Source organism: Pseudoalteromonas sp. AWM4_233 (assembly GCF_056158285.1).
This window is the reverse complement of the sequence record NZ_JBSWSZ010000001.1, coordinates 3,302,077-3,327,743: the sequence shown is the minus strand read 5'-3', so window position 1 is coordinate 3,327,743 and position 25,667 is coordinate 3,302,077. Positions and strand designations below refer to the sequence as shown.

General features: G+C 42.7%; 24 protein-coding genes. 15 read left to right on the top strand and 9 right to left on the bottom strand.

Annotated elements, in window-relative coordinates; translation table 11 throughout:
• Positions 1-5: 5 nt before the first annotated feature.
• Both ACXAC4_RS15135 and ACXAC4_RS15130 read right to left on the bottom strand, forming a co-directional pair.
• Positions 6-191 (bottom strand): hypothetical protein, encoded by a 186-nt coding sequence (locus ACXAC4_RS15135; RefSeq protein ID WP_390448421.1) that lies wholly within the window; start codon positions 189-191, stop codon positions 6-8.
• A gap of 195 nt (positions 192-386) precedes the next feature.
• Positions 387-1,523, bottom strand: coding sequence for a M20 family metallopeptidase (locus ACXAC4_RS15130; protein ID WP_475163047.1), 1,137 nt, complete (start codon positions 1,521-1,523; stop codon positions 387-389).
• A gap of 188 nt (positions 1,524-1,711) precedes the next feature.
• On the opposite strand from ACXAC4_RS15130, the gene ACXAC4_RS15125 reads away from it, so the two are divergent.
• From ACXAC4_RS15125 to ACXAC4_RS15115, 3 genes are read left to right on the top strand one after another with little or no spacing between them, the layout of a single operon-like run.
• Positions 1,712-2,647, top strand: a complete 936-nt coding sequence (locus ACXAC4_RS15125) for an ATP-grasp domain-containing protein (RefSeq protein ID WP_475163043.1) — start codon at positions 1,712-1,714, stop codon at positions 2,645-2,647.
• A 3-nt stretch (positions 2,648-2,650) separates the two neighbouring features.
• Positions 2,651-4,024 carry an ATP-grasp domain-containing protein gene (locus tag ACXAC4_RS15120; RefSeq protein ID WP_475163040.1) on the top strand — a complete coding sequence of 458 codons (1,374 nt, stop codon included), beginning with the start codon at positions 2,651-2,653 and terminating at the stop codon, positions 4,022-4,024.
• A gap of 12 nt (positions 4,025-4,036) precedes the next feature.
• Positions 4,037-6,610: a M14 family zinc carboxypeptidase gene (locus tag ACXAC4_RS15115; RefSeq protein WP_475163038.1), complete on the top strand. Its 2,574-nt coding sequence runs from the start codon at positions 4,037-4,039 to the stop codon at positions 6,608-6,610.
• A gap of 198 nt (positions 6,611-6,808) precedes the next feature.
• On the opposite strand, the gene ACXAC4_RS15110 is transcribed toward ACXAC4_RS15115, so the two are convergent.
• The 3 genes from ACXAC4_RS15110 to ACXAC4_RS15100 are packed head-to-tail and all read right to left on the bottom strand — an operon-like array spanning position 6,809 to position 9,387.
• Positions 6,809-7,288, bottom strand: a complete 480-nt coding sequence (locus ACXAC4_RS15110) for a DUF3299 domain-containing protein (RefSeq protein WP_475163036.1) — start codon at positions 7,286-7,288, stop codon at positions 6,809-6,811.
• A 15-nt stretch (positions 7,289-7,303) separates the two neighbouring features.
• Entirely contained in the window at positions 7,304-8,713 is a 1,410-nt protein-coding gene (locus ACXAC4_RS15105) for an ABC transporter permease (RefSeq protein ID WP_475163034.1), read from the bottom strand.
• Positions 8,710-9,387, bottom strand: a complete 678-nt coding sequence (locus ACXAC4_RS15100) for an ABC transporter ATP-binding protein (RefSeq protein WP_475163033.1) — start codon at positions 9,385-9,387, stop codon at positions 8,710-8,712. The genes ACXAC4_RS15105 and ACXAC4_RS15100 overlap by 4 nt, the downstream gene beginning before the upstream one ends.
• A 224-nt stretch (positions 9,388-9,611) precedes the next feature.
• Between ACXAC4_RS15100 and ACXAC4_RS15095 the strand changes: the two genes are divergently transcribed.
• A complete protein-coding gene (locus ACXAC4_RS15095) occupies positions 9,612-10,712 on the top strand; it encodes a phosphoribosylaminoimidazolesuccinocarboxamide synthase (protein WP_475163032.1) in 1,101 nt (366 codons plus the stop codon).
• Between the two features lie 258 nt (positions 10,713-10,970).
• Positions 10,971-13,286: a bifunctional diguanylate cyclase/phosphodiesterase gene (locus ACXAC4_RS15090; RefSeq protein WP_475163027.1), complete on the top strand. Its 2,316-nt coding sequence runs from the start codon at positions 10,971-10,973 to the stop codon at positions 13,284-13,286.
• Between the two features lie 48 nt (positions 13,287-13,334).
• Here ACXAC4_RS15090 and ACXAC4_RS15085 read toward each other — a convergent pair whose 3' ends face one another.
• Entirely contained in the window at positions 13,335-14,078 is a 744-nt protein-coding gene (locus ACXAC4_RS15085) for a glycosyltransferase family 25 protein (RefSeq protein WP_475163024.1), read from the bottom strand.
• 164 nt (positions 14,079-14,242) lie between these two features.
• On the opposite strand from ACXAC4_RS15085, the gene ACXAC4_RS15080 reads away from it, so the two are divergent.
• Genes ACXAC4_RS15080 through ACXAC4_RS15070 form a run of 3 tightly spaced genes read left to right on the top strand, consistent with a single transcriptional unit; the run spans position 14,243 to position 16,558 of the window.
• Positions 14,243-15,316, top strand: a complete 1,074-nt coding sequence (locus ACXAC4_RS15080; RefSeq protein WP_475163022.1) for a CDP-glycerol glycerophosphotransferase family protein — start codon at positions 14,243-14,245, stop codon at positions 15,314-15,316.
• Positions 15,313-15,711 carry an FAD synthase family protein gene (locus ACXAC4_RS15075; protein ID WP_475163019.1) on the top strand — a complete coding sequence of 133 codons (399 nt, stop codon included), beginning with the start codon at positions 15,313-15,315 and terminating at the stop codon, positions 15,709-15,711. Before ACXAC4_RS15080 ends, ACXAC4_RS15075 begins: the two co-directional genes overlap by 4 nt.
• A gap of 13 nt (positions 15,712-15,724) precedes the next feature.
• Entirely contained in the window at positions 15,725-16,558 is an 834-nt protein-coding gene (locus ACXAC4_RS15070; RefSeq protein ID WP_475163016.1) for a sulfurtransferase, read from the top strand.
• A 19-nt stretch (positions 16,559-16,577) separates the two neighbouring features.
• Here ACXAC4_RS15070 and ACXAC4_RS15065 read toward each other — a convergent pair whose 3' ends face one another.
• Positions 16,578-16,910: a DUF5522 domain-containing protein gene (locus tag ACXAC4_RS15065; protein ID WP_475163012.1), complete on the bottom strand. Its 333-nt coding sequence runs from the start codon at positions 16,908-16,910 to the stop codon at positions 16,578-16,580.
• Positions 16,911-16,937: 27 nt separating this feature from the next.
• Between ACXAC4_RS15065 and ACXAC4_RS15060 the strand changes: the two genes are divergently transcribed.
• Positions 16,938-17,276 (top strand): hypothetical protein, encoded by a 339-nt coding sequence (locus ACXAC4_RS15060; RefSeq protein WP_475163010.1) that lies wholly within the window; start codon positions 16,938-16,940, stop codon positions 17,274-17,276.
• Between the two features lie 71 nt (positions 17,277-17,347).
• Here the strand turns inward: ACXAC4_RS15060 and ACXAC4_RS15055 are convergent, their stop codons facing one another.
• Positions 17,348-18,316, bottom strand: coding sequence for a class 1 fructose-bisphosphatase (locus ACXAC4_RS15055; RefSeq protein WP_138560505.1), 969 nt, complete (start codon positions 18,314-18,316; stop codon positions 17,348-17,350).
• Positions 18,317-18,476: 160 nt separating this feature from the next.
• Between ACXAC4_RS15055 and ACXAC4_RS15050 the strand changes: the two genes are divergently transcribed.
• The 3 genes from ACXAC4_RS15050 (at position 18,477) to ACXAC4_RS15040 (ending at position 21,562) form a co-directional block, all read left to right on the top strand.
• Complete coding sequence (locus ACXAC4_RS15050; protein ID WP_475163007.1) at positions 18,477-20,903, top strand: zinc-dependent metalloprotease; 2,427 nt, start codon at positions 18,477-18,479, stop codon at positions 20,901-20,903.
• A gap of 165 nt (positions 20,904-21,068) precedes the next feature.
• Complete coding sequence (locus ACXAC4_RS15045; RefSeq protein ID WP_475163006.1) at positions 21,069-21,257, top strand: hypothetical protein; 189 nt, start codon at positions 21,069-21,071, stop codon at positions 21,255-21,257.
• Positions 21,258-21,358: 101 nt separating this feature from the next.
• Positions 21,359-21,562 carry a hypothetical protein gene (locus tag ACXAC4_RS15040; RefSeq protein WP_475163004.1) on the top strand — a complete coding sequence of 68 codons (204 nt, stop codon included), beginning with the start codon at positions 21,359-21,361 and terminating at the stop codon, positions 21,560-21,562.
• Between the two features lie 45 nt (positions 21,563-21,607).
• On the opposite strand, the gene argE is transcribed toward ACXAC4_RS15040, so the two are convergent.
• A complete protein-coding gene (gene argE / locus ACXAC4_RS15035) occupies positions 21,608-22,759 on the bottom strand; it encodes an acetylornithine deacetylase (protein WP_475163001.1) in 1,152 nt (383 codons plus the stop codon).
• Between the two features lie 187 nt (positions 22,760-22,946).
• On the opposite strand from argE, the gene argC reads away from it, so the two are divergent.
• From argC to ACXAC4_RS15020, 3 genes are read left to right on the top strand one after another with little or no spacing between them, the layout of a single operon-like run.
• Positions 22,947-23,960 carry an N-acetyl-gamma-glutamyl-phosphate reductase gene (argC, locus tag ACXAC4_RS15030; protein ID WP_475164162.1) on the top strand — a complete coding sequence of 338 codons (1,014 nt, stop codon included), beginning with the start codon at positions 22,947-22,949 and terminating at the stop codon, positions 23,958-23,960.
• Positions 23,957-24,736: an acetylglutamate kinase gene (gene argB / locus ACXAC4_RS15025; RefSeq protein WP_138478388.1), complete on the top strand. Its 780-nt coding sequence runs from the start codon at positions 23,957-23,959 to the stop codon at positions 24,734-24,736. Before argC ends, argB begins: the two co-directional genes overlap by 4 nt.
• Before the next feature lie 9 nt (positions 24,737-24,745).
• On the top strand, positions 24,746-25,666 hold the full coding sequence (locus tag ACXAC4_RS15020; RefSeq protein WP_475163000.1) for an ornithine carbamoyltransferase: 921 nt from the start codon (positions 24,746-24,748) through the stop codon (positions 25,664-25,666).
• The last annotated feature ends 1 nt before the right edge of the window (position 25,667 follow it).

Below are 25,667 nucleotides of genomic sequence, written 5' to 3'. Positions count from 1 at the left end.
AGAACTTAGCAAGCCATAACAGCTTTACTGAATGCTGAACACCTATAAAGTGGGCAGTCAGTTAAGCAAGAGATACAGCTAAGCGCTGGGTTGGTATAAGTACCGCCTGCGACTGCTGCCGTTTGCTCGTTATTCATCTTACTCTGACTTAAGTTTTTAAGCTGTTGCTTTTTAATCTTATTTAATTTCATTTTATGCTCCTTATATTTGTTGTACTTATCGGTAAATAAGCACAACAAAATTTGCACAAAAATCAGTCAAATTAAATTGAAGAAATTTAAACTCACAGCTAACCAAGCATGAAATCGATATTTGCTTGAAAAACGTTCAAAAACTGGCCTTAAAAAGCTATTTTTTCGTTTAAATAGCCTAAAGCATGAATATTTTTAAACTTCGAGCGCATCTTGTTTAGATTCTTCATTGTCAGCTTGATAACACCATGCCGACAATATCTGTGTCACTTGCTTAATACGTAACTCAAAACTACTTTTTAATGCGCGCTCATGAATGGTGTGGTCGCCATCGCCGTATGGGCCAAAGCCATCTAAGGTTGGCACGCCTGCAGCGCTGACTACATTCGCATCTGACACACCGCCGCGTTGCTCGGTTTTCAGCGGCTCATCTAAGATCGTGGCAATCTCGTCGAGTAACTGCTGTTGCATTGTATCTGGGCTCATCACGCCGCGTTGCAAGCCACCGTTCACGTTAATTTGCACACCGGTGATTTCCATGGCGAAACAAATATTCTCTATGCCTTTGAGTAATCGCTGTTGCTCTTTTAAAGTTTTAAAGCGGGCTTCGACCATCAAGTTGGCTTTGGGCGAAATAGTATTGGTGCTTAAACCGCCTGAGATTTTACCGACATTGACGGTGCTGCCTTTTTTTAAATCGGTCAGGGCTGTCATTTCGGTGAGCATATTTGCCAGCGCATAGTTGGCGTCGATGCCGTCAGCGTAGTGATTGCCGGCGTGGGCGGCTTTGCCAATGATCTCAATATCGAAGGTGGCAATGCCTTTTCTACCAATAACGACCTCGTGATCTTTACCTGCCGCTTCAAATACCAAACACGCGTCATAGTCTTTGGCGAGTTTTGCGGTTAAATATTTACTGTCATCGCTGCCAGTTTCTTCATCACTGACCAATAAAAAATCGATGTTATAAAGTGGGCCAAATTCCGCTTTTAAATTACGAAGTGCATTCAGAGCAACAAAGTTACCACCTTTCATATCGCACACTCCAGGGCCATACACCCAGTCGTCATCTTGCTTAAACTCGGTAAAGGTATTGGGCGGAAAAACGGTATCTAGGTGGCCGAGCAGTAAGACTTTCTTACCTGCTCTTTTAGGTGTATGGAAAAGCAAGTGATCACCAATATTTTCTCTTTGGTAACGGGTCATAGCAAAACCTAAAGGCGCAAGCAGCGCAATCATTTGCTCGCCGTGTTCATCAATCCCTGCTTTGTTTTTACTGTGAGAATTACAACGAATAAGGGTTGCTAATTCTGCAAAATCTATCTGTGTCATAACGGATTTCCCTGTATTTAATTGCCGCCAGTTTCTCGACACTATGTTTCAAGGAGGTGAATGTTTTATGAACAAATTTTGTTCGCTGCAATTGGTCAAAAAAGTGTCATCTTGATCCGTTTAAATTGCCGCCAACAGCGCAAATAACTCTTTTGCGCTATACCCGTTTTGAAAACAAGGAGCACATTGTGACAGCACCTCATGTAGGCATTTGGATGTACGAAAATGGTGGCGGTAAAGCCATCGAGCAAAAACTAGTTCACGCTTTGGCTGAGCGAGGCATTCAAACCTCAACAGGATTAAATTTAAGAGATGCCAGAGCGCAAGGCGGCTCAATTATGTGTAATGGCATCGCCATGGAAAAGTTAGATACGTTCTTAAGCTATAACGCAGGGCAGCAAACTCAGTATCAGCTTTACTTGTATCAAACATTGAGCGAGACCATTCCGACGCTAAATAACTACAACGCTTTCTCGATTGCTGAAGATAAATTCCGTACCTCTCACTTATTAAGCTCGCAAGGCATCGTAACGCCAGATTACCGTTTATGTCACAAGAACGACATGGACGGCTTAAAGTCAGCCATCCGCGACTTCGGCGGTAAGTTGGTTTACAAACCAACCGACGGCTGGGGTGGCGTTGGCATAGTAAAAATTGACTCTGAGCAGGCGCTCGACATGCTAATGCCTTTTTTAAGCCGCACCGACTTACGCTACTTCTACGTAGAGCGCTTTATCAATTATGACAACACCGACTATCGCATTGATATTGTCGATGGCAAATGTGTGGGCTGTTATGGCCGTAAGGCACCAAAAGACGATTGGAAAACCAACATCACCAGCGGTGGCTCTGTATTCGTGCGCGAGCCAAGTGACGAAGTGGTTGATATTGCAGTTAAAGCCACAGAAACACTCGGGTTAGAGATCGCTGGTGTTGACCTTATTTACGACCGCGAACGAGAAGAATATGTGGTGCTTGAAGTGAATACCATTCCAGCCTTTGCCACGCCTGAACAAGAAGCGCTGGGGATTAATTTTAATCACAGCAAAATCTCGGCCATGGTCGAGCTGATAGACAAAACTGTACAACGCAAACTTTCACTGCAATCTGCCAAGGTGGCTTAAATCATGACGAAGAAAACCTCACTGCCAAAAATCGGTCTGCTTTATTTGGACTATGTACTGCGCTTTTTTGATAAATCTAACTTTAAAGGTTGGCCCGATAAAATTGAGCAAGTGACCTATCATTGGGGCAATGATAAAGCCCGCTTTATTGCAGAAGTGAAGCGTAAAAAAATCGATGTGTTAATTGGTAATATTCCAGCTACGGCGTACGAGACATTTCGTGACATTGCCCGTGCTCTTCCTGAAGTACGTTTTTTACCGTCACTAGATAGTCAGTTTTCAAATAAATCAAAAGAAAATGTCACGCACTTTTGCCGTAAATACGACTTGCCCATCCCGCATACTGAAATTTTCTATATTCCTGAAAAGGCACAGTCTTATCTTGCCTCGGCGACTTATCCGAAGATTATTAAGCGTTCTTACGGCCCATCGAATTATGGTGGTTACTTTGTCCATAAGGTAGATAGCTACGAAGAAGCGCAGAGCCTGTTGAGTGAAAAGCGTTATTACCCCGTTTATGTGCAAGATTTTGTGCCGATGGAAGCAGATATTCGCGTTATGCTGATTGGTCACAAACCTGTTTGTGCGTTTTGGCGACGCCCGCCTGAAGGAGAGTGGCTAACTAACACCAGCCAGGGCGGTAGCATGGATTACCAAGGTATTCCAAAGTCAGTGCTTGATTTGGCGACCAAGACCTCAAAAGCGGCGAATGCAGAATATTGGGCCTGTGATATTGCGCTAGGCAAAGATGGCAAGCTACGTATTTTAGAGTGTGCGACTGCCTTTGCTGCATTCCCTTATATCCGTGACTGGATAGGCCAATACTTGATGTGGCTATTGGGCGAAGGGCGTTTTAGCAAACCAAATATTCCTATTTATAACTGGGAAGAGCTGGGCAAAATCGATGCGCGTTTTCTTCGTACCATGCGCCATATTGGTTTCTCTAAATATACCCCAAGCCAAGACTGCGGCGAATTATTTACCGATATGACAGAGCAAAGATATCCAATCTTTGATACCCAGTACCGAGCGGGTGAAGAGTGGCCGAGTGAGATCTGGAATCTACAAGATAACTTTAAACTGCCTGCCAAAGTGGTACCAGCGTCAGCCATGCAACCTGTACCAGGCAGTGATGAAGTCATGTCTGAAACCGATTTACCGAATGTGGCATTTGATGAGTCACAAATTCGCGCCATGCTGGGAGAAGTAAAAGGCGTGGGTGACAAAATGATTGATGACATCTTAGCGACGTTTGGCGCAACTGGCGTGGTTGAGGCTTTAAATACTGAGCCTGAACAGCTGTGTGTTGTAAAAAACCTCAAAGCGAAAAAGCTAGAGAAAATCGTTGATCACTGGCACGCCTTTACAAAAGCATAACGGGAAGTAGGCATGAAAATACAGTACGCGTCGTATCAAGACACCATCGATTTTTTACAAAAAGCGATGAGTGAACATCCGCATTTAATTCGTCTGCAAAGTATCGGTGAAACCTGGGAGGGCAGGCCCATTATGCTGGTTACTTTGTCATTGGATGTCACCTATGCGGATGACAAACCCGCGTTATTGTATACGGGCACCATTCACGCACGGGAATGGATAGGGAATGAGTTAGCGATCAAGTTTATTCAGTATGTCATAGACAACTATCGCTTTAACCCTAAGTTACAAACGGCGTTAACACGAAACACGCTGTATATGGTGCCCTGCCTAAACCCAGATGGATTTGAATACTCGCGGAATCACTTTTCATTTTGGCGTAAGAACCGCCGCAATAATGGTGATGGCACTTTTGGGGTGGATCTTAACCGCAACTTTGACGCTAAATTCATGCGAAATACCAATACGCAATCGAACACTTACGGTGGTCCGCATGCGTTTTCAGAGCCTGAAACCTGTGCCATCCGTGACTTCGTCGAAAAGCGCAGCAACATTTGTATTGCCCTTGACTACCACTCACAGGGAAATGTGTTCTTTCCGGCCCATAAGTTTAATCACGAAGTTGAGATTGAAGGCACAGATTTAAATGTGTTGTGTGCCAACATGAATAACGAGATTAAAAAAGTCACAGGACGTCAGTATGGCATTCATCGTGGCAAGCCGCCTGCACAGCTGATCCAGGGCAGCGGCCGCGAGTATTACTATCGCAAAGGGATTATTGCCACAGTGGTTGAGGTAGGTACCCGTAACATACCTGATTATATGAAGAATATGGCGCAGAGTGTGGCCGAGAATATTCCAGCGGTTGCCTATGCTTTGGGTGAGGCGATTAACTATTCAAACCTTGCGCCTGCAAGAGTACCTGACTTCACCATAAAGCAAGTGGGTCACGATAGCGTGGAGCTTGAGTGGGAATATGAACAGCGAGAAGATATTTATTTTGAATTGTATCGTGCTGAACACAATAAAAGCCCCTGTAATGAAGCTAACTTAGTGGCAATTACCAAGTCATTGTCATTCACCGATACACAACTTGAAAGCGGACAGTTTTATTTTTACAACATCCGTGCTGTCGATAAAGTCACTAAAATTAAATCGCCGTTTAGCCCTGAGCTGCGTTTAAAAACCTTATTGGCAGAGCATCAATGTAGCCGCACATTGTTCCCAGCCAAAGAGCAAGTTGGTTATTTAAGTGCTAACTATCAACAAAAGGCCCGTGAACGCTTTGGTTATAATTCGATGTTTATTGGTGTCGATAAAAAACGCGGTACGAGCGTGGGGGTCGTGGTATTCGATTTGGCGAATATTCCAGAAGGCTCACATATCGATCGGGCAGAGTTTTTCTTATACCCGATGAATCGGGTGAATGCGAAAATAGAGAAGTATGGTGAATGGTCGATATCGGTGCTAGATCCAAATCAAATCGACAACATTTATGACTACAGTGCCATTTGTGAAGCGCCAGCTTTACATACCCTTGGGCAGACAATTGAGTCTGATAAGATGACCCAAGGTATTTGGCTTAAATGGTCGTTTAATGGCGTCGAGCGAGATTTGATCTCTCAACTTTTAGATGAGCAAAAACTGATCTTACGCTTGCAAGGGCCAACCAGTTTACCACTGGGTAATGACTCACAAGTGATGCAATTCGACATTGGTTATGGGCCATTTGGCAGCGGCTTACACTATCGTCCTAATTTAGAGTTGGTTTATCAACTACCAGAGCAAAGCTTAAAACTGACGCCAAACAGCTGTAATACTATTTATCAAGAGAAAGTGATTGCGGATAGCTTATGTTCAGGTTTTGACGACCAAGGTGAAATTGTCTACGGACAAATGGCATTTGAGCATCAACACGAGTTAGAGCCAGAAAAAACCGTGTTTACTCAAGCTTGCTTAACCTTGTATAGCCAAAACTCACTGCCATCGAGTAAAGACGTGCGCTTTACCGTGGAGCTGGTGGAGTTGAAAGACGTCGACTTTAAACACGTTAAACAGCGTCAGAAAATCGAATATATCGGCTATGAAGTGAGTAATGCCCAGCTTAAAGAGCGTACTGCCCATGATTTTATGTTCGACAGTTACAGCTTAAAAGAGCTGGCGCGCTTACATCAAACACAAACCCCATATTACTTTGTGATCCGTGCCACCGCTGAATCACAAGCTAAAAATGCGTTAATTGAGTGGAGTAATGCAGAGCTAAATATTCGCTACATAAACCGGCGTAATCAAGCTTTACCCGCACCTACAGAGTTACAAGCACAAGTTGAAAATGGGGTGGTGAAACTGACTTGGCAAAACCCAGAAAGTGATGATTTTGTCGGTTGCTTTGTGGTGCGAAATTGCTTCCACCCACCGCGTTCACCGTTTGATGGCGTAAAGCTTTACGGTGGCCCAGATGAATACACGCTCGATAATTTTGGTAATCCTGATATCGCTAAATATTATGCGGTGTTTAGTTACGACCACGCGCCAAACTATTCAGAGCCCGCGGCGGTGTATTACTTGGGTAATAATAAAGAGTAATTAACGAGTTTTGGGCGGTTTTGTAGGTCGTCATTTATGGCGACAAGTTTGAAGCTAAAAGGTGGCAGTTCAAGGAGTTGGGGCCGTTAATTTAGTGCGTAAAATTTAATATTTCATCAGGTATTGCACTAAGCATTTTTGACGCGCTTAAGCACGACCTACAGGTGATTGCGTAGGTCGTCATTTATGGCGACAGGTTTAAAGCTCAAATGGTGCCACACCCACAGCTTGCATGGTGTAACCGGTCTGCGCTAATTCGCCGCTCCAAGTCTCAACTTTGATAACCCCAGTGACTGTGATTGCATCGTATAAACTTTCGATTGGCACGCCGTTTTTGATTTTTACATGGACGATCTGGTTTGGTGGTGGTGGTGGCACGTGAATACATGCGCCAAAATATGGCACCAATAAAAACTCAGTGATCACTTCGCTGTCACCTTCAAGCGGCACAACAAAACCCGGCAAACTCACTGACTGACCATCTAATGCTGTTACCACAGGGGCGTCTAAGTCTGGTTGCACCCAGTTTTGATCTGCGCCATCGTGGCTGGCTGCATCTTGATTGCTAATTTGCACATGACCTTGTGGGATTAAGTCTTCCCAAAAAATTTCTTTCGGTGCTTGGGCAAAACTCAGTGCACTAAAGCACAAAGCAAAGCAGAGTGAAAATAATTTCATACTTAAGATAACCTTTTAAACTTTAATACTCATGCCGTCGCTGAGTGAATAATAGTAGGCGCGCAATGCCGGGAAGATCCCCATCACAGTGCCAGCCAGCATAATAGCGCCCAATAGCTTAACTTCATAGCTGCTGAGCATAGAAAGCGACAAGCTAATGCCAAATTGTGCCTGTAACACAGGTTGCGCTATCAAGATTGTCACAAAGAATAATGCTGTTCCGAGTAAGCAACCGAGAAGTGTGATGATCACCGCTTCACTGGTTAGCAAACTGAAAATATGCCAAGGTCGAGCGCCAACTGAGCGCAGAATGGCCAGCTCACGGCGTCTTTGATTAAGCGTGGCGAGTAAGGTTGTCAGCATGCCGAGTAAGCTGATGATCACCACCACGATTGAAAACAGCAGTAAGATCTTTTCGACAATATCTAACATGCCCCACAGTTCACGCAAAGTGACGCCAGGCATAATGGCCAGCAGTGGCTCGCCTTTATATTGGTTGATATTACGACGAACTTGCAAAGTATAAAGAGGTGAATCAAAACCCATTAGAAACGCGGTGATTTGCTTTGGTTGGCCGATTAATTCGCCAGGTTCACTCTCAACCAGCTGGTGGGTTTTATGCTGATGTTCCCCATGTCTATGCTCGTCATGCTCGTGGTGTTCATCGTCATGTTTTTCATGTGAGTGATGATCATGATCTTCATGTTTATGTTCATCATGAGAATGAACAGCTTCGTTTGATGGTTTATTAATCGCCTTTCCAATCATGCGCGGCGAAGCGTTATGACCAGAACCATGCATTTCATCAATGGCGATAAGTGGCACATGTACGGTGCGGTCTACGGGCGTGCCGGTTGGCTTTAAAATACCGACTATGGTCATTGGATTATCATCATGATGGTGAAAGCTGGTGTTACCCATACCATGAGAAATCACGATTTGTTCTCCGAGATGATAGTTGAGCTTTTTCGCCACATCGCTGCCTAGAACTACTTCGCGACCATTATGAAATGCGCGACCATGTTCAAATGCCAGTATTTGCTTTTTCCCGTAACGGAAATGCGAGAAGTAGCTGCTATCTGTGCCTAATACCGCATACCCTTTGTGGCTGTCGCCAAGGCTTATCGGGATGGTCCATGCTACACCGCGTTGCTGTTTAATGTACTCATAGCTTTGCCACTGCACGGCATTATTGGCATGGCCTATTCGAAAGACACTTGAGAGCAACAGCTGTATGTCGCCCGTGCGCGCACCGACAATTAAATCTGTACCTGAAATGGTATTGGCGAAGCTGCTTTTTGCTTCTTGTCTCACTCGCTCAATTGAGAGCAGTAACATTACACTGATGGCGATGGTGAACAAAGTGAGTAGTACGCTCGATTTGCGATTCCAACTACTTTTGAAAGCCAGAGATGCTAAGTTCATTGTGCCGCTCCGTTAATCTCATTCAAACTCACTTTTCTATCGAATAGCTGCGCCAAGCTGTGGTCGTGACTGACAAATAAAATAGTAGCTTGGTATTTTTCCGCTTGGTTAAACAAGGTTTCGATAAAGGCTTCACGGCTGTCGGCATCGAGTGCTGAAGTGGGCTCATCGGCAATGATAAGCTCTGGCTGACCAATAAATGCCCGTGCAGCAGCCACTCGCTGTTGCTGACCGATACTTAACTCACTGACAGATTTAGCTTGTAGAGCCTGATCTATCCCTAAATTTTCTAGCAAGCTAATAGCGCTTTGCTGTAAAGATTGGGTGAGTTTGCTTTTTCGCATTTTAGAGTATTGGCAGCCAAGCATGGCGTTTTCAATTGGGTCTAAAAATGGCAGCAAATTAAAGTTTTGAAAAATCGTACCTATATGGTCGGCCCTAAATTGATCTCGTTTTGCGGCTGAGAGTTGGCGCATTTGCGTATCTAAAATTGTAATATCACCCGCTTGAATGGCATTAATACCTGCTAATAATCCGAGCAGGGTCGATTTACCACTGCCACTTGGGCCGTGTAAAAATATCCGCTCGCCTTGGCTAATTGTTAACTTAGCAATATCTAGCGTAGGGGCGGGGTGTTTAGGCCAGCTAAATACGAGGTTGTTTATCTCAATCATGATGGGCTCAATAAACTAAAAACACTGTGATGGTATAACAGTTTTCTCATCGGCTAAACTCTGCTCGGTTTAATTACCAAAATTCAACGATAAACCCCACATTTAGCAACATAAGAGTTCGGGTTTAGTTTGTGATTTAAGGGTCTTGCGATTATTATATGCACTTCTAACCCCCTCATATTTTTTGCACCCCTTAGCAAGGTGCATCCGGCCTTGGAGTAATAATGAGTAGCTACAAAGTTTTAGAAGTGAATGATGATCTACCGATCCGCACAAAAGGTGCCGTTCACAGTGGTAAAGTTCGTTCAGTTTATTGGTTAACCGACGAAGACAGTGCGCGTTTAATCGAAGAAAAAGGCTACGATGTACCTCAAGGTACTGAGCTGGCGATCATGGTAATTTCTGATCGTATTTCTGCGTTTGACTGCATTTGGCAAGGCGAAAATGGCTTAAATGGTGTACCAGGTAAGGGTATTGCACTAAACAGCGTGGCATCACACTGGTTTAAGTTATTCGATCAAGCAGGTCTTGCGGGCAACCACATTGTAGACATTCCACACCCTTATGTGTGGATCGTACGTAAAGCAAGCACGGTACGTGTTGAAGCGATTGCGCGTCAGTACATTACAGGCAGCATGTGGCGTGATTACAGTAAAGGCGTGCGCAACTTCTGTGGTATTGAGCTACCTGAAGGGCTTGAAGCCAACCAAAAGTTAGACGAAGTTCTTATTACACCGTCTACCAAAGGTATTATCACTGACGTACCAGAAGTACCACCAGTGGATGATGTAAACATCACTCGTAAAAACATCACAGATAATCTAGCTGCATTTAACTTCAAATCAGAAGCTGATGTGGCTCAGTACGAAAAGCTATTAACTGAAGGTTTTGCATTGATCAGCAAAGAACTTGCTGAGCTTGATCAGATCTTTGTTGATACCAAGTTTGAGTTTGGCTACGTAGAGCAAACTGATGGCACTGAGCAGCTTATCTACATTGATGAAGTTGGTACGCCTGATTCATCTCGTATTTGGGATGGTCCAGCATTCCGTGATGGTAAGGTAATTGAAAACTCGAAAGAAGGTTTCCGTCAGTTACTAATCAACAACGTGCCAGACAGTGATGTATTGCTTAATAAAGACAGAATGCCTGAGCGTGAGCAACTGGCGCAAGATTACAAGCTACCAGTTGATGTGATGATGTCAGTATCAGATACCTATGTAGGTATCGCGAGTAAGATTGTAGGTAGAGAATTAACAATTCCTGCTGATCCTCGTGCAGAAGTGATTGCTATCCTTGATAGTGAATATGGCCTTATCGATTAAAAAGTGAGTTGAAGCCCCTTAGAGGCTAAGACCTAAAGCTATAAAATCTTCAGTCTGATAATACTAAAAACTTGTATTATCAGGCTTTATTCTCAAAATCCTTGCAATTAACAAGGTTATCCCTTTATCTTTACTAAGATCTCGGTCAATGAATTTAAGGCAATATTGGTCTATATTCATAACCAACTCTGAATTCTAATTTTCACTGCGCAAATTGTTGTGGCTAATGTTTAGTAAGCACCGTGCAAAAGGAACATCATGAGCACCACTTTAAAACAACGAATTATTTTACTGTGTGTCGGGCTTGTATTGCTTACGGCAATCACAAGCTTAGCGAGCTTTTGGTGGTCGACCAATCAATATAATGACAAACAAGTACAACAGGGTATTAAAGTTGCGCAAAATGTTTATCAACAATACCTAAAAGCCAAAGAACGTTTATTGGTAACCGCATCTACGGTACTGACTGCGGACTTCGGCTTCAAGCAAGCTGTGGCGAGTCGAGATCAAGACACTATTCAAAGCGCGTTGTTTAATCATAGTAACCGAATAGACGCCGATATCATGCTGTTGATGGATCTAAAAGGCAATGTCATTGCGTCTAACAAAGAGGGCTTGGTATTACCTAAAAACAGCCAACAACTCATGAAACAATTACTAGGTAATGGTAAAGAGTCGACCTTTATAGTGATTGATAACCAACTTTATCAAGCAATCATTCTGCCAGTAAAAGCACCACGCACCATTGCATTGAGTGTGGTTGGTTTTGCTGTCGATGAGGCGATAGCAACAGAGCTTAAAGAATTAACGGGTGTTGAGATGAGTTTTATTTCTCACGCTACGGGTCTAAAAGCCAGTTCAATAGAGCTACCAAATGAACAGAGCGATCTACTAGCCTTCATTCATGGGCAGACAACAACACGTTGGCTTTCTGATTACCCTGTTTTTATAAGTGCAGAAGTGCCTTTACCTGCTTTATCGAACAACCCAATTAGCGTTATCCTCAGTGCAAACCTAACAGAGCAATATGATGAATTTGATCAGCTAGTATTAAGCATCATTTTATTGTCGTGCGGCACTATAGTGCTCGGTTTCTTAACCAGTGGCTTCTTAGCAAATAACTTGACGACTCCACTTCAGCATTTGACTGAGATGGCAAAGCGCTTCTCAAAAGGGGATTATAGTGCAGGTTTAACGGATCACAGTCCAAGTAAGGAGATCTGTGAGCTAGTAGATGCTTTCCAAGAAATGGGTGAAGACATTCAAGCCCGTGAGAAGCAAATTCGCTTTCAAGCACAGCACGACCATTTAACGGGCTTTTATAATCGCTCTGCGGCTCTAGAGCGTCTTGCAAAGAAATTAACAAGCAATCCTACCTTATATTTAATTGCGATTGATATACGAGGCCTGCGCCACATCAATGACAAGCTTGGTCCTAGAGTGGGTGATGATTGTATTCGCGCAGTTGCCAAGCGAATTGAAGAAGTCACCAAAGATTCTAATGGTTTACATGCACGAATTGGTGGCGACGAGTTTTTAGTGGTTATGGAGCCTACAGTGGGTAGTACTGTTGAAGCTTGTGTCGCTAAGCTTAATCAAGCGCTGGTAAAAAGTTATATGATCCGTAATTTAGATATCTCATTGCGCTTTAGTATGGGGGTGGTGATTTATCCCGAGCAAGCTGATAACCCAGAAGACTTGGTGCGTAGAACCTTGATAGCAGTCGATACGGCAGCGCAAGATAGTCATGAGATTTATTATTATCAAGATGGTGAAGACGAAGAACACTTGGCCCGACTCAAATTGATTGATGAATTAAAGCAGGCACTTACGAATGATGATGGGCAACTATTTATGGCCTATCAACCTAAGTTAAACTTAAAAACACAACAAATTGATAAAGTTGAAGCACTGATCCGCTGGCATAAACCTGACGGGCAATGGGTTTCTCCAGAGCTTTTCATTGACCTCGCTGAGCAATCAGGTCTGATAGTCGAGTTAACCCAATGGGTTGTATCTACTGTTGTTAAGCAAGTCGCTGAGTGGCAGCAACAAGGTATTACCATGAAAGCGGCGATCAATGTATCAGCACAGGATATTGCCCATGATGATTTTTTCCCTCATTTAGAGTCTCAATTAGCGTTATTTAAAGTGCCTCCTGCACTCATTACAATTGAGCTCACAGAGCGTGACATGATAGAAAATGAAGAGAAAGGTATCGCCGCGCTCAAGGCTTTGAAAGCCTTAGGTGTGATGATCTCCCTAGACGACTATGGTGTAGGGCAAACGTCTCTCGGACGTCTTAAAATGCTGCCTATTGATGAGTTAAAATTAGATAAAGTGTTTATTCTAAAACTTGATGAATCGCAGCAAGATCAACATATCGTACAGTCAACAATTACGCTTGGTCATCAGTTAGGCTTTTCTGTGGTTGCAGAGGGGGTTGAAAACTTAGCGTCTCTAAACCTACTCGATCAAATGCAGTGTGATTATGCGCAAGGGTATTATTTAAGTAAGCCGCTCCCATCGACTGAGTTTTTGAACTGGTTAGGTGATTATCATCAGGCAGGTTAAATTTGTTGAGTGATGATTAAAATAAAAAACGAGCCGAGGGCTCGTTTTTTATTTTTGGGTGATTTTAGACAGGTCGGCTGAAATTTTCTTGCGCTGAAAATACATGTCTTTGCGATGGCGGAAGTTTCGCCAAAAAGTACTTCTATTTGAATGTCGGCCATTATTGCTGGTTGCAATATCACTAACAAATGATAAATCTTCATCAATAGGATAGGGCTTAACGCCGGTAATGTTTAAAGCCACTTCGCTATGAAATTGAATGTCTACATCAACCGCTCTAAAAAAGGGTCTTCTTTTCAGTAGTTTGTTCGCACCATCAAGACTAATAGCGTAACCATGAGTGCAGTTAGGTACTTTTAAATAGTTACCTAGTGTTAATGTATCACTAAGTTTTACTTCATCAATAAATGGGTTTGCACAATTATCAGACAGTTTCACTAAATCCCAATTTCTTAGTTTACCGATTTGTTCAATAACATCGACGAGATGTGGTTCGATTTTAAGATCGTCTTCTAGCACGATGCAAAAAGGGATTTGCTCATCGCGCATTTTTTCCCAAATACGCATATGACTAATGTAGCAGCCAATTTCACCTGGTGTCATATTTCTATGATGGCGTTTTAAGTTTAGCTCTGCACTGTACCAAGAGGCGACTTCTTGCTCTGAGAGTGCTTTCCCAATAGTGGCCTCAAAGCGTGTGCCTTCTAGGCCAATGGCTTGCAATCGAGAAGATGTGGTATGCCACCTTTCGATGCTACTAGCCATGTTGATGATAAAAATAGGAGGCTGCATAAAAAATAGGTTTTGTTCTTTGTGTAAAAGAGTTTAACAACGTAGAATCTATTTAATAGCAGTTTTAAGAAAAATAATTAAAACTTTTTGCTTTTTTATATTAGGATCTGACTGCATAAAGGAATATCAAATTGCAATTACGTTTCTCTAATTAGTAGAAAATCATGAAGATATGTTTTGATATTCAGCATTTATATTACCTTCCTCAATATATCCCTGTAATTCAATCTCTTAATACATCAAATCATCAGGTCTTTCTTAGTGCTTATGATACTTTTCAGAATTATGAAAAGGCGGCGTTAGAAAATGTTGCTAAGCAATTGAATGTTCAATTAAATTATAACAGTTCGATGTTACAAGCTTATGAATATTATTTAGAAAGTAAGTTTGACTGGGTGGTATTTGGGAATGCATTTGAGTATGCCAAAGAACTGAATAAAGTGAGTAAAACGATATTAATGCAACATGGTATCGGGCCTAAGCAGTGCTATTACGATGTTTCAGACTCGGGAATGACAGTTCGCTTTGTTGAGGGGGAGCATCGCCTTAAGAAACTGCAATCTCTTTATCCGAATTCAACTTTTATTGACACTGGCTATGCTAAATTAGACCCAATCTTATCAGGCAATGGGCAAGCGTTTTCCCTACAAGAAATCGGGCTAGATCCAAATAAGAAAACCATTTTATATGCGCCGACCTATTACCCAAGTTCAATTGAACGTTTTGTTAAGTCGTTTCCAAAAGAATTTAGCAATTACAACATCATTATTAAACCGCACCAGTTTAGCTTACTAAAAGCAAAATATGGGAAGCAAAGAAAGCTGTTAAATGCATTTGCCGAATATGACAATGTGTACTTAGCAAAACCTGAGCAGTTTAATTTAGTGCCGTTTTTGGCAATCAGTGACATCATGTTGTCTGATGCTTCTTCCGCTGTGTTTGAGTTCTTAGCATTAGGCAAGCCCGTTATTTGGTGTGACTTTTATAAATTGAGGTGGTCTTATCGTGGTCCGCTTGCATTTCGTTTCAAAAAGCGCATGGATGAAGATATTAAGTACTTTGAAGAGATGTGCTACCACGCAAAGAGTTACAGCGACATTAAAGCGTGTTTGGCTGAAACTGAACACGAATCAGTTGACAAAGTAAAAGAGCGATTAGAGAGAATTGTTCACCTAACAGGTGCGTTAGATGGACAAGCCAGTACACGCATTGTTAATTATTTAGAAGAAGCTTTATGAGTAGAGTGATCACTTTCGGCACATTTGACATTTTTCATGTCGGCCATGTAAGAATTTTAGAAAGAGCAAAAGCGATGGGAGACACTTTGATAGTAGGTGTTTCATCTGATGCGCTAAATCAATCAAAGAAAGGTCGATTACCTGTTTACTCACAAGCTGAAAGGGTAAAAATTATCTCAGCACTAAAATGTGTAGATGAAGTTTTTATTGAAGAGTCGTTAGAGTTAAAAGGTGAATACATTAAACAGCACAATGCTGATATCCTAGTAATGGGCGATGATTGGCAAGGAAAGTTTGATCACTTCAATACGCTATGTAAGGTACATTATTTGCCAAGAACACCATCAATCTCTACAACAGAAATTATAGAAGTCGTCAAAGAAACAGACCTTTAAAGAGGGAGAGCTGGTGAAAAATATCAAGTCGTGTGAGTGGTTAAGTAAAAACCTAGAGAGAGTTCATATCTTCGATGCAGGCATAGTGAGTGCAGGCGTGAAAAGGGCATATTGCCCTCCAGCGATTATTCAAGGTGCTAAACGGTTTGATATCAAAGGTGCGCTATGTGAACCTGATACTAAGCTTTCAAGCACTATGTGTGGTGCGCAGCAGTTTCAGGCTGAAATGCGTCAATTGGGCGTGCATAACGCTGATACTGTGATTGTTTATGACGATAAAGGCTTATTTAGTGCAGCACGTGCTTGGTGGATGTTCAAAAGCATGGGCTTTGACGAGGTATACGTATTAGATGGGGGCTTAGTGCGTTGGCTTGAACTAGGTTTACCTACTCAGGTTGAGTACAGCCAAGCTAGAGCGATAGGTGATTTTGTTGCTCACCCAAGAGCGGGTTACTTCATTGATAAGCAAGCGGTTCTCAATGCCATAGACGATCCTAACACCTTATTGCTTGATGCGCGCAGTTATAAACGTTTTACAGGCGACGAGCCAGAGCCAAGAGCCGGAATGATCTCAGGGCATATTCCAAACAGTAAGAGTATGCACTATGAGAGTGTACTTGATGAAAGCAAATGCTTAAAACCAATTTCCGAATTACATGCAAGATTGAAAGCTTTGGGGGCTGAAGACACGTCTCTGCAGTTTAGCTGCGGCTCTGGCATAACAGCCTGTATTTTGGCCATGATAGCTGATGAATGTGGTTATCAAGATTTAGCTGTATACGATGGTTCATGGTCAGAGTGGGGTAATACTGAAAATAACCTACCCATAGAAACAGGCGAAGTATAGTTTACTACTTCACCTGAGGTCATTTATAAGGGCAATGGCGGCAGCCGTTGCCACAGCACTTACCCCGTTTTAAGTGTGCCCAACGACTCATCACGAGTAAGCCATTTTCCATATCGTAATCAATGCCTTCAATAAAATTAGCATCGTTTTGATAAGGTCTTGCGAGCGCAAGCTGCTCCTTAATAGGCTTGCTTTTTATATCTTCGATATAAGTTCTAATATTTTTTATTAAACAAGCGCGACATACGCAGCCAGATGACTCAGAAATAGGTAGAATATTTGGCAGTGTCATACACCAGCAATCAGTGTCGGCACTACATTTTAGACTTTGCTGGCATTGCTCGCAGTTCATGAAGACATTCGAATAAGAGAAATTTACGTGAATAATAGCATGACTCACCTAGAGGCGGTTAAAGCCATCGTGCACTTTAGTGAAAAGCGTTCAGAGGCGTTTTCAGTATTACTCTCTGCCTTGCAATCAGAGGTGGTTTATTGTGTTAGCAATCAAGATGTGCTCACTGTATTAGATAAAGTGCTTAGTAAGCAATTAGATATGGATGAATTAGAAATGTGGGCACAGTTACTCGATATGCGAGAAGACATAGATACACAACAAGTGGAAGGCGTGTTGTATGCCTTGAGTAACCCCGAACAGATGGGAGAGATTACAATGGAAAAGATTCAGCAATTAAGCAATTTGTTGGAAGCTAAAAGCTAAAAGCTAAAAGCGACTTAAAAAGTAAAAAGCAGCCTAAGCTGCTTTTTTAATACGTTAAACTTGAAGTAAGTTTATTTGTGATAAGCCAAACACGCTTCAACTTCGTTCTTAGAACCAAGAATTACTGCAACGCGCTGGTGGATGTCATTTGGTTGAATATCCATAATACGCTCTTCACCTGTGTGCGCTAAACCGCCCGCTTGCTCTACTAGCATTGCCATTGGGTTTGCTTCGTACATTAAACGTAGCTTATATGGCTTTTCTGGGTTTTTGGTGTCTGCAGGGTAAGTGAATAGGCCACCACGACATAATACACGATGTACGTCACCTACCATGGCTGCAATCCAGCGCATGTTAAAGTTTTTACCGCGAGGGCCAGTATCGCCAGCTAACAAATCTTGAATGTAGTTTTTCATTGCCGGCTGCCAGTGACGCTGGTTAGAGGCGTTAATTGCGAATTCTTTGGTATCTTCTGGAATTTTCGCAAAGTCTTCAGTTAATAAGAAGCTGCCGTGCGTTTTATCAAGGGTGAAAATACGTGTGCCTTTACCAGTAGAAAGCGCAAGCGTTGTTGATGGGCCATATAGTACATAACCTGCTGCAACTTGCTTGTGACCTGGTTGCATGAAGATAGCAGGATCTGCAGGATCTGAATCTTTAGGCGCTTCCATGATTGAGAAAATTGTACCAACCAGTGAGTTGATATCAGTGTTTGAAGAGCCATCAAGTGGGTCAAACGCGACGATAAAATCAGCGTCAGGGTTGCCTGCCACCGTGTAGTCTTCTTCTTCAGATGCAATCGCTTTTACATAGCCAGACTCTAATAAGATGTCTTTTAAAAGCTGGTTAGACAGTACATCAAGCTTCTTTTGAGTTTCACCTTGAATGTTCTCGTCTAATGTTGAACCTAATACGCCAGAAAGTGCGCCTTGGCCAACACGGAATGAAATTTCTTTACAAGCCGCAAGGATAGTGCGGATCAATGAAACTAACTCTCTAGAACAACCGTCTTCAATTAACACCGGAGGAAGTCTACGCATAGTAAATAGTCCTGATAACGTTATGGTCGCAGCCAAGTATAGTGTGAGAGGGGGCTGCGTGCCGCGCTGAATTTTGTCTTAAATAGCTGTTAAACAGATTGGATAAATTATACTGTAACAATGACAACCACTTAAAACCTCTAATAACAAAGATAAGATTATGCGAAAAATTGGATTTTTACCTGTCATATTCTCAGCTTTGCTGGGCACTATGATAACCCAAGCGCACGCCGCAATTAAGTCTATTGATGAGTTTACTGAAAAGTTTAATCATTTTCCGGGTCATTACTCCTTCTATGCCGACACTCAGAGCGGCAAAATTTACCTTGATGTCGATAAATTCAAGCAACCGTTCTTGCTGCAATTTAGTTTGCCATATGGTGTAGGCTCGAATGATATCGGCTTAGACAGGGGCCAACTAGGCGGAACGCATATCGCGCAATTCGAGCGCTTTGGCGACAAAATTATGCTCCGCGCATTAAATACTTACTATCGTGCGAGCTCGAACAACGCCGCTGAAAAGCAAAGTATCAATGAGGCGTTTGCTTCAAGTATTTTGCAAGGCTTTAAAGTTGTTGCTGAAGACAATGACAGCGTCTTGATTGATTACACGCCTTATTTGTTATCAGATGTGCATGGTGTGAGTCGCACGTTGGCAAATCGTAAACAAGGTAGCTTTAGCTTAGATACTTCGCGCAGTGCGGTATTTATGCCTCGCTCAAAAGCATTCGTAGATAACACGGAACTTGAAGCCGTGTTGACGTTTAAAGGCAGCAAGCCAGGTGAGTATGTTCGTCAAGTCAGTGCAGACCCATATGCAGTGACAGTTCACCAGCATCACTCACTCATTAAATTACCTGATGATGAGTATCAGCCTCGCCAATTTCATGCACAATCTGGATATTGGAGTATTGAGCATAAGGATTACTCGGCTCCGCTGAGCGAGTCTATGCTGGTGCGTTATATTCCTCGTCATCGTTTAGCGAAAAAAGACCCAACGGCTGCGCAAAGCGAAGCGGTTGAGCCAATTGTGTATTACCTTGACCCTGGTGTACCAGAGCCAGTAAGAACGGCTTTATTAGATGGCGCACGCTGGTGGGAGCAAGCGTTTGAAGCGGCAGGTTATAGCAATGGTTTCCAAGTGAAAATTTTACCAGAGCATGCCGATCCTATGGATGTGCGCTACAACGTGATCCAATGGGTGCACAGAGCAACACGTGGTTGGTCGTATGGCTCTTCGATTATTGATCCGCGTACGGGTGAGATCATCAAAGGTCACGTCACATTAGGCTCATTGCGAGTGCGCCAAGATATTCTAATTGCAGAAGCGTTAGCGGCACCTTTCGTGAAAGGTGACGAAGTAAACACACATTTACAGAATATGGCCCTTGATCGTATTCGTCAGCTAAGTGCCCACGAAATTGGTCATACGCTGGGTATTGCACATAACTTCTCGGCGTCTATTAAAAATAGAGCGTCTGTGATGGATTATCCGCACCCATTGGTTGGTTTTGATGCACAAGGTCAGCTAGATATTTCTAAAGGCTATGCTAAAGGTATGGGCGATTGGGATATTCAAGCGGTGAAATATGGTTACAGTGATTTCAGCGGTAAAGACGAAGCAACTGAGCTGGCTAATATCATCACTGAAAATCACAACAAAGGGTTAGAGTTTATTTCTGACCCAGATGCGCGCCCGCAAGGTGGTGGTCATCCAACCGCGCATTTATGGGATAACGGTGAAAACCCAGCCGCAGAATTACTGCGTGTACTCGATATTCGTCAGCAAGCGTTGAATACGTTCGGTATTAATAACATTAAAACTGGTGTTGCATTGTCTCAGTTAGAAGAGAAACTCGTACCCCTGTTTTTATTCCATCGCTACCAAACTGAGTCGGCTGTGAAGCTTATCGCGGGTATTGATTACGATTATGAAGTACGTAGCGAGCGTGCTGTTAAAGGTGCGCAAATTGTAGATAAAGCGACGCAGCAACAAGCACTATCGGCGATGCTGAAAACCCTTGAGGCTGAGCAGTTGATGATCCCTGAGGGCATCTTAGCTTTGATCCCACCTAAAGCGTATGGTGAGCGTAAAACCCGTGAAAGTGTCTATGGCCGTACAGGCCTAGCCCTTGATGCTATGGCGTTACCGGAAGTGGCAGCAAACCATAGTTTAAAACTGCTATTAAATGCTGAGCGCTTAAATCGTCTATCGCAGCATGCTGCGCGAGACAGCAAAAACTTTGGCTTGAGCGACCTAATGAATGCACTTTACAGCAAGATCTTTGAAGCAAATAGCGCAGCTGGTATGGCACAAAAATTAACCCAACGCGTGCAATTTTTAACAGCAGCACGACTAGCCCAGTTAGCTAGCTCAAATAAAGTTGAACCAGAAGTGCAAGCGCAGTTACGCTTTCAACTAATGCGAGTAGCGAAACAGTTTGATCAAAGATCACTGTTTAGTAGCGTCAGTGAAGACACTGCATTTAGACATGACCTTGCACGTCAAGTGAAAGCGTTTTTAGAATCAGGAAAGTGGCCTGAAGGCTTTGCTGCATTAAAAATGCCGCCCGGCTCACCAATTTAACCTTCATTTTAAAGAGCGCAAATAAGCGCTCTTTTTTTACATTCTCTTACAGTTAAATAGTCATTTTGTTTACTTGAGAAATATTCAATTAATATCTTGCTAGCTTGTCCCCTTTTTGATAGTTTCTTTTTTGACCTTGGGTCACACTTAATAAGGAAAGTCACTATGAAATTGAAGTTAAACAAAAAGAAAGTAAAAAACTTAAGCTTAGATAACTCACAAGCTGTTTTAGAAGCAACGCCGCAAATCGCAGGTGGTGTGCCTTTGTTTGTGAAAACTGAGGTTTGCCATACAAACCCTTGCATCACAATTACGACATTGCCACCTAGCTACAGAAACGACTGTTTATCTTAATAAACGCAAGTTTTAGAAAATTACTCTATTCATTATTGGTCCTGATGTTAAGTAAGTAATTTATTCACAGGTACCAAACCTATTCATTTAAGGAAAATAAAATGAAACTTAAACTAAACAAAAAAAGCGTAAAAAACCTTTCAAAAGACAACAAAGCACTACCGGTAAATGCAACTCCAGCGGTAGCGGGTGGTGTTAATACTCTACGATGCATCACTGATACAGGCTCAATCGCATGTGATAGACCTACAACTTATACAATGAGTATCGAAATCTGTAGAACAATCCCATGTGACATCATGTAATTGAGCATACAATGAAAAAAGCCACCTTTGGTGGCTTTTTTAGTTTTAAAAACATAATTTATGAATTAACTGTGTGATCTTCTCTTGCGATGGTTTGATTTTCTCCATTGCTAAAAACTCATCAGGCTGGTGAGCTTGCTCGATAGAGCCCGGACCCATAACGATGGTTTCGCAGCCGAGCTGCTGTAAAAATGGTGCTTCGGTGCAGTAGTTCACTGCAATGGCTTGTTCTCCTGAAACCGCTTCAGCCAGTTTTACTAATGCACTGTCGGTTGTGCCAGTAAAGGCTGGAATAGGATCATGCAAGTCGATAACCGCAACACTACCTGGGTATTCATCATTAATGGGTTTAACCGCTTCTAGCAATAATAATTGCAGCTCTTGAATACTCAGCCCGGGTAATGGACGAATGTCTAAGTGCAACTCACAGCAGCCACAGATACGATTAGCATTATCTCCTCCATGAATATGCCCTAGATTTAGAGTGGGGTAGGGTATTGCAAAATGCTCAATTGAATATTTATTCTTTAAAGTGTCTTTTAGTTGCAACAGCTTTGCAATAATCTTATGCATCACTTCAATGGCATTTAAACCGCGTGCAGGATCAGAACTATGACCCGACTTACCCGTCACACGAATGGCGGTACTCATGTGCCCTTTATGGGTGAATACAGGCACCATATCAGTCGGTTCACCGATGACACAAAATTCAGGTTTCAAGTTTTGATGTCTAGCTACTTCTTGTGCGCCTGCCATGGTGGTTTCTTCATCTGCGGTGGCGAGGATCATAATGGGTCTAGCTTGTTTCGCATCTTGTGCATCAAGTTGCTTAATGGCTTCAATCACAAATGCAAAAAATCCTTTCATATCAATCGAGCCTAGACCAAATAGTTTGTTGTCGACTTCACTAAGTTTAAACGGATCATAACTCCAGCGACTGTCATCAAAAGGCACAGTGTCTGTATGCCCAGCTAACATCAAACCGCCTTCACCTTCGCCACGTTTGGCCAGTAAGTTAAATTTACCCGGTGCGCTTTCAAGTTCTGTAATCTCAACCTGAAAACCTAAATTTTCACACCAGGCTGCTAATAATTCTATGGTGGAGTAATTGCTCATATTGAGCTGCGGATCGAGTGCACTAATAGAGGGCTCAGCGATAAGCTGCTGGTACATATTAATAAAAGCGGGAGTGGTCATATCAGTCCAAAATATTTATTCAAAATGTTTGCATAATAATTTATATGTGTTTACTATGAATATCAATTCACTTTTTAAGCATAAATATAATTTGAGGCTAAGATGCGACGATATACATTCAACACTTTTTAAAGAATGCCCAGAGGGCACGAAACGGAACCAAATTTTTAGAGATTTTTTTACTATGTTGAATGTAACCATTATTGGCGCTAGCGGCTATAGCGGCGCCGAATTAGCCAGTTTAATTGCCAAACATCCCAACTTCTCCCTTGCTGGATGTTTTGTGTCAGAGCAAAGTTTAGACAAAGGAAAGCTCCTGAGTGACTTGTATCCAGAACATGCCTCTTTGCTCGACACGCTTCTTTTACCTCTTAATGAACAAGCCTTTATTGATATCGAAGCAAATGCTGACTTCGTTTGCCTGTGTACAGACCACAAAGTCAGTGTAGAGCTCGCGCCTAAGTTTTTAGCTATGGGCAAAAAAGTATTTGATTTATCTGGCGGCTTTAGACTTAAAAATCCTCAAGACTACGACAGCTTTTATGGCTTCACACATCAATCACCAACCTGGCTTGCTCAAGCTCAATACGGTTTAGCAGAGTGGAATGCAAAGGGCATTTCACAGGCGCAACTCGTTGCTGTTGCAGGCTGTTATCCAACGGCTGCGTTAAATGGTTTAAAACCACTTAAACAAGCCGATTTACTTGCGGACGATACCATTATTGTAAACGCGGTATCAGGTGTCACGGGTGCGGGTCGTAAAGCCAATATAGGTACCCAGTTTTGCGAAGTGTCTCTCGCACCTTATGGTTTATTCAATCACAGGCATACGCCAGAAATTTCACAGTATCTTGGTCATTCAGTGTTATTCACCCCACACTTAGGTAATTTTGCTCGCGGTATTCTTGAAACTATTTATGTGAAGCTGAAGCCGGGTGTAAGTGAGCACCAGGTTAATGAAGCATTTCAGGTATTGGCCGACGAGCCGTTAATTCGTTTAAAAGGCAATAAGCAAATGCCTTCAATTAAAGGTGTGGCTAAACAACCGTATGTTGATATTGGTTGGCAAGTACAAGGTGAACAACTGATCGTGGTGGTTGCCATCGACAACCTGTTAAAAGGAGCTGCTGGTCAAGCGCTTCAGTGTATGAATATCGCAGCATTGTTACCTGCTGAACTTGGCTTAAAAGGAGTGTCATGAAGATGCAAACATGGGTCATTAAAGTCGGTGGAGCGGTGTTAAACACGGAAGATGCAGCGATGGGACTATTTTCTGCAATTGCTGAGCTGACAAAAGTACAAATCGACAAGCAGTTTGTTGTGGTACATGGCGGTGGCGCGCTAGTTGATAAGTGGTTGTCAGAGGCGGGCTTTGCAACGGCTAAGCACCAAGGTCTTCGTATCAGCCCAAAGGAACAGATGCCTTATATAGTTGGTGCATTGGCAGGTACTGCGAACAAACAACTGAGTGGTCAAGCCATTAAAGCCGGTTTAAAACCTGTGGGTACTTGTTTATATGAAGCGGGTTTAATTGCTTCGCAAAAACTCAAAGCATTAGGTCAAGTGGGCGAGTGCCAACAGGGTGAAGCAAGTATTCTACCTACTCTGTTAGAGCTGGGCAGAACACCTATGGTGAGCTCAATAGGTATCGGAGTTGATGGTCAACTTTATAACGTTAATGCAGATGAAGCGGCGGCGGCGATTGCCGAGCAACTAGATGCTGAACTGATTTATATGACAGATGTAGAGGCGGTGCTTGATGCGAATAAGCAGCCTTTACATCAACTATCTGAACAACACATTGCAACTCTTATCGAAGAAGGAGTCATTGTTGGCGGCATGGAGGTCAAAGTGAAGACCAGCCTGCACGCTGCACAACACTTACGACGCGGGGTGTACATATCGAGCTGGCAGAAGCCAGAAAATCTTATTGCCTTAGTTCAAGGCATCCATGTCGGTACAAAAATTACACCTTAGGAAATAGCAATGACATCTCATTTTTTAACAGGATTAGAACTAAATAAAGCTCAAGCGCTAAAACTTTTGTCGCTTGCACAAACCATCAAGCAGCAGCCAAAAGAGTTTAATCAAGCGCTTGCAGGTCAATCTATCGTTACTTTGTTTGAAAAGCCGAGTCTACGTACTCGTGTGTCTTTCGATATTGGTATTAACCGTTTAGGCGGCCATGCAGTTTATCTTGATCAACAAAACGGTGCGATGGGCGGTCGTGAGTCGGTGAAAGATTTTGCCCTCAATATTGCCACTTGGGCTGATGGTATCGTGGCACGTGTTAATGCGCATAGTTCATTGCAAACATTGGCTGAGTTTTCGAGTGTCCCTGTGGTGAACAGCTTATGTGATCTTTACCATCCATGTCAGGCATTAGCTGACTTTTTAACGTTGCAAGAAGTTTATGGTGACGTCAGTAAAATCAAACTGGCATATTTAGGTGAAGGTAATAACGTCACTCATTCTCTTATGTTATTAGCTGCAACGCTAGGTACTGACTTTGTGGCGATTAGTCCAAAAGGCGCGTCACCAGATGCACAGGTCTTAAAACAAGCAGAACAACTGGCATTAGAGTCAGGTGCATCAATCACTGTAAGCGATGACATAGAAGCTGCAACGGGTGCTGATGCCTTGTATGCAGACACCTGGGTGTCAATGGGTGACACGACACCACTTGAGCAAGTTAAAGCTAAATATATGCCGTATCAAATTAATCGGCAGTTGGTAGAACAATCTGGCGCAAGCACAATTCTACATTGCCAACCTGCTCACCGTGAGTACGAGATCACTTCAGAGGTGATGGACGGTGCAAATTCAAAAATTATTCAACAAGCTGAAAACCGCATGCATGCCCAAAATGCACTGCTGGTGTCACTGTTAAATCCAAATTATGTGTAAG

What these genes read in the sequence shown, in the direction of transcription:
- ACXAC4_RS15135 (WP_390448421.1), bottom strand. Translation starts at nt 191, where the DNA reads ATGAAATTAAATAAGATTAAAAAGCAACAGCTTAAAAACTTAAGTCAG.
- ACXAC4_RS15130 (WP_475163047.1), bottom strand. Translation starts at nt 1,523, where the DNA reads ATGACACAGATAGATTTTGCAGAATTAGCAACCCTTATTCGTTGTAAT.
- ACXAC4_RS15120 (WP_475163040.1), top strand. Translation starts at nt 2,651, where the DNA reads ATGACGAAGAAAACCTCACTGCCAAAAATCGGTCTGCTTTATTTGGAC.
- ACXAC4_RS15115 (WP_475163038.1), top strand. Translation starts at nt 4,037, where the DNA reads ATGAAAATACAGTACGCGTCGTATCAAGACACCATCGATTTTTTACAA.
- ACXAC4_RS15110 (WP_475163036.1), bottom strand. Translation starts at nt 7,288, where the DNA reads ATGAAATTATTTTCACTCTGCTTTGCTTTGTGCTTTAGTGCACTGAGT.
- ACXAC4_RS15105 (WP_475163034.1), bottom strand. Translation starts at nt 8,713, where the DNA reads ATGAACTTAGCATCTCTGGCTTTCAAAAGTAGTTGGAATCGCAAATCG.
- ACXAC4_RS15100 (WP_475163033.1), bottom strand. Translation starts at nt 9,387, where the DNA reads ATGATTGAGATAAACAACCTCGTATTTAGCTGGCCTAAACACCCCGCC.
- ACXAC4_RS15095 (WP_475163032.1), top strand. Translation starts at nt 9,612, where the DNA reads ATGAGTAGCTACAAAGTTTTAGAAGTGAATGATGATCTACCGATCCGC.
- ACXAC4_RS15090 (WP_475163027.1), top strand. Translation starts at nt 10,971, where the DNA reads ATGAGCACCACTTTAAAACAACGAATTATTTTACTGTGTGTCGGGCTT.
- ACXAC4_RS15085 (WP_475163024.1), bottom strand. Translation starts at nt 14,078, where the DNA reads ATGCAGCCTCCTATTTTTATCATCAACATGGCTAGTAGCATCGAAAGG.
- ACXAC4_RS15080 (WP_475163022.1), top strand. Translation starts at nt 14,243, where the DNA reads ATGAAGATATGTTTTGATATTCAGCATTTATATTACCTTCCTCAATAT.
- ACXAC4_RS15075 (WP_475163019.1), top strand. Translation starts at nt 15,313, where the DNA reads ATGAGTAGAGTGATCACTTTCGGCACATTTGACATTTTTCATGTCGGC.
- ACXAC4_RS15065 (WP_475163012.1), bottom strand. Translation starts at nt 16,910, where the DNA reads ATGAACTGCGAGCAATGCCAGCAAAGTCTAAAATGTAGTGCCGACACT.
- ACXAC4_RS15055 (WP_138560505.1), bottom strand. Translation starts at nt 18,316, where the DNA reads ATGCGTAGACTTCCTCCGGTGTTAATTGAAGACGGTTGTTCTAGAGAG.
- ACXAC4_RS15050 (WP_475163007.1), top strand. Translation starts at nt 18,477, where the DNA reads ATGCGAAAAATTGGATTTTTACCTGTCATATTCTCAGCTTTGCTGGGC.
- ACXAC4_RS15045 (WP_475163006.1), top strand. Translation starts at nt 21,069, where the DNA reads ATGAAATTGAAGTTAAACAAAAAGAAAGTAAAAAACTTAAGCTTAGAT.
- ACXAC4_RS15040 (WP_475163004.1), top strand. Translation starts at nt 21,359, where the DNA reads ATGAAACTTAAACTAAACAAAAAAAGCGTAAAAAACCTTTCAAAAGAC.
- argE (WP_475163001.1), bottom strand. Translation starts at nt 22,759, where the DNA reads ATGACCACTCCCGCTTTTATTAATATGTACCAGCAGCTTATCGCTGAG.
- argB (WP_138478388.1), top strand. Translation starts at nt 23,957, where the DNA reads ATGAAGATGCAAACATGGGTCATTAAAGTCGGTGGAGCGGTGTTAAAC.
- ACXAC4_RS15020 (WP_475163000.1), top strand. Translation starts at nt 24,746, where the DNA reads ATGACATCTCATTTTTTAACAGGATTAGAACTAAATAAAGCTCAAGCG.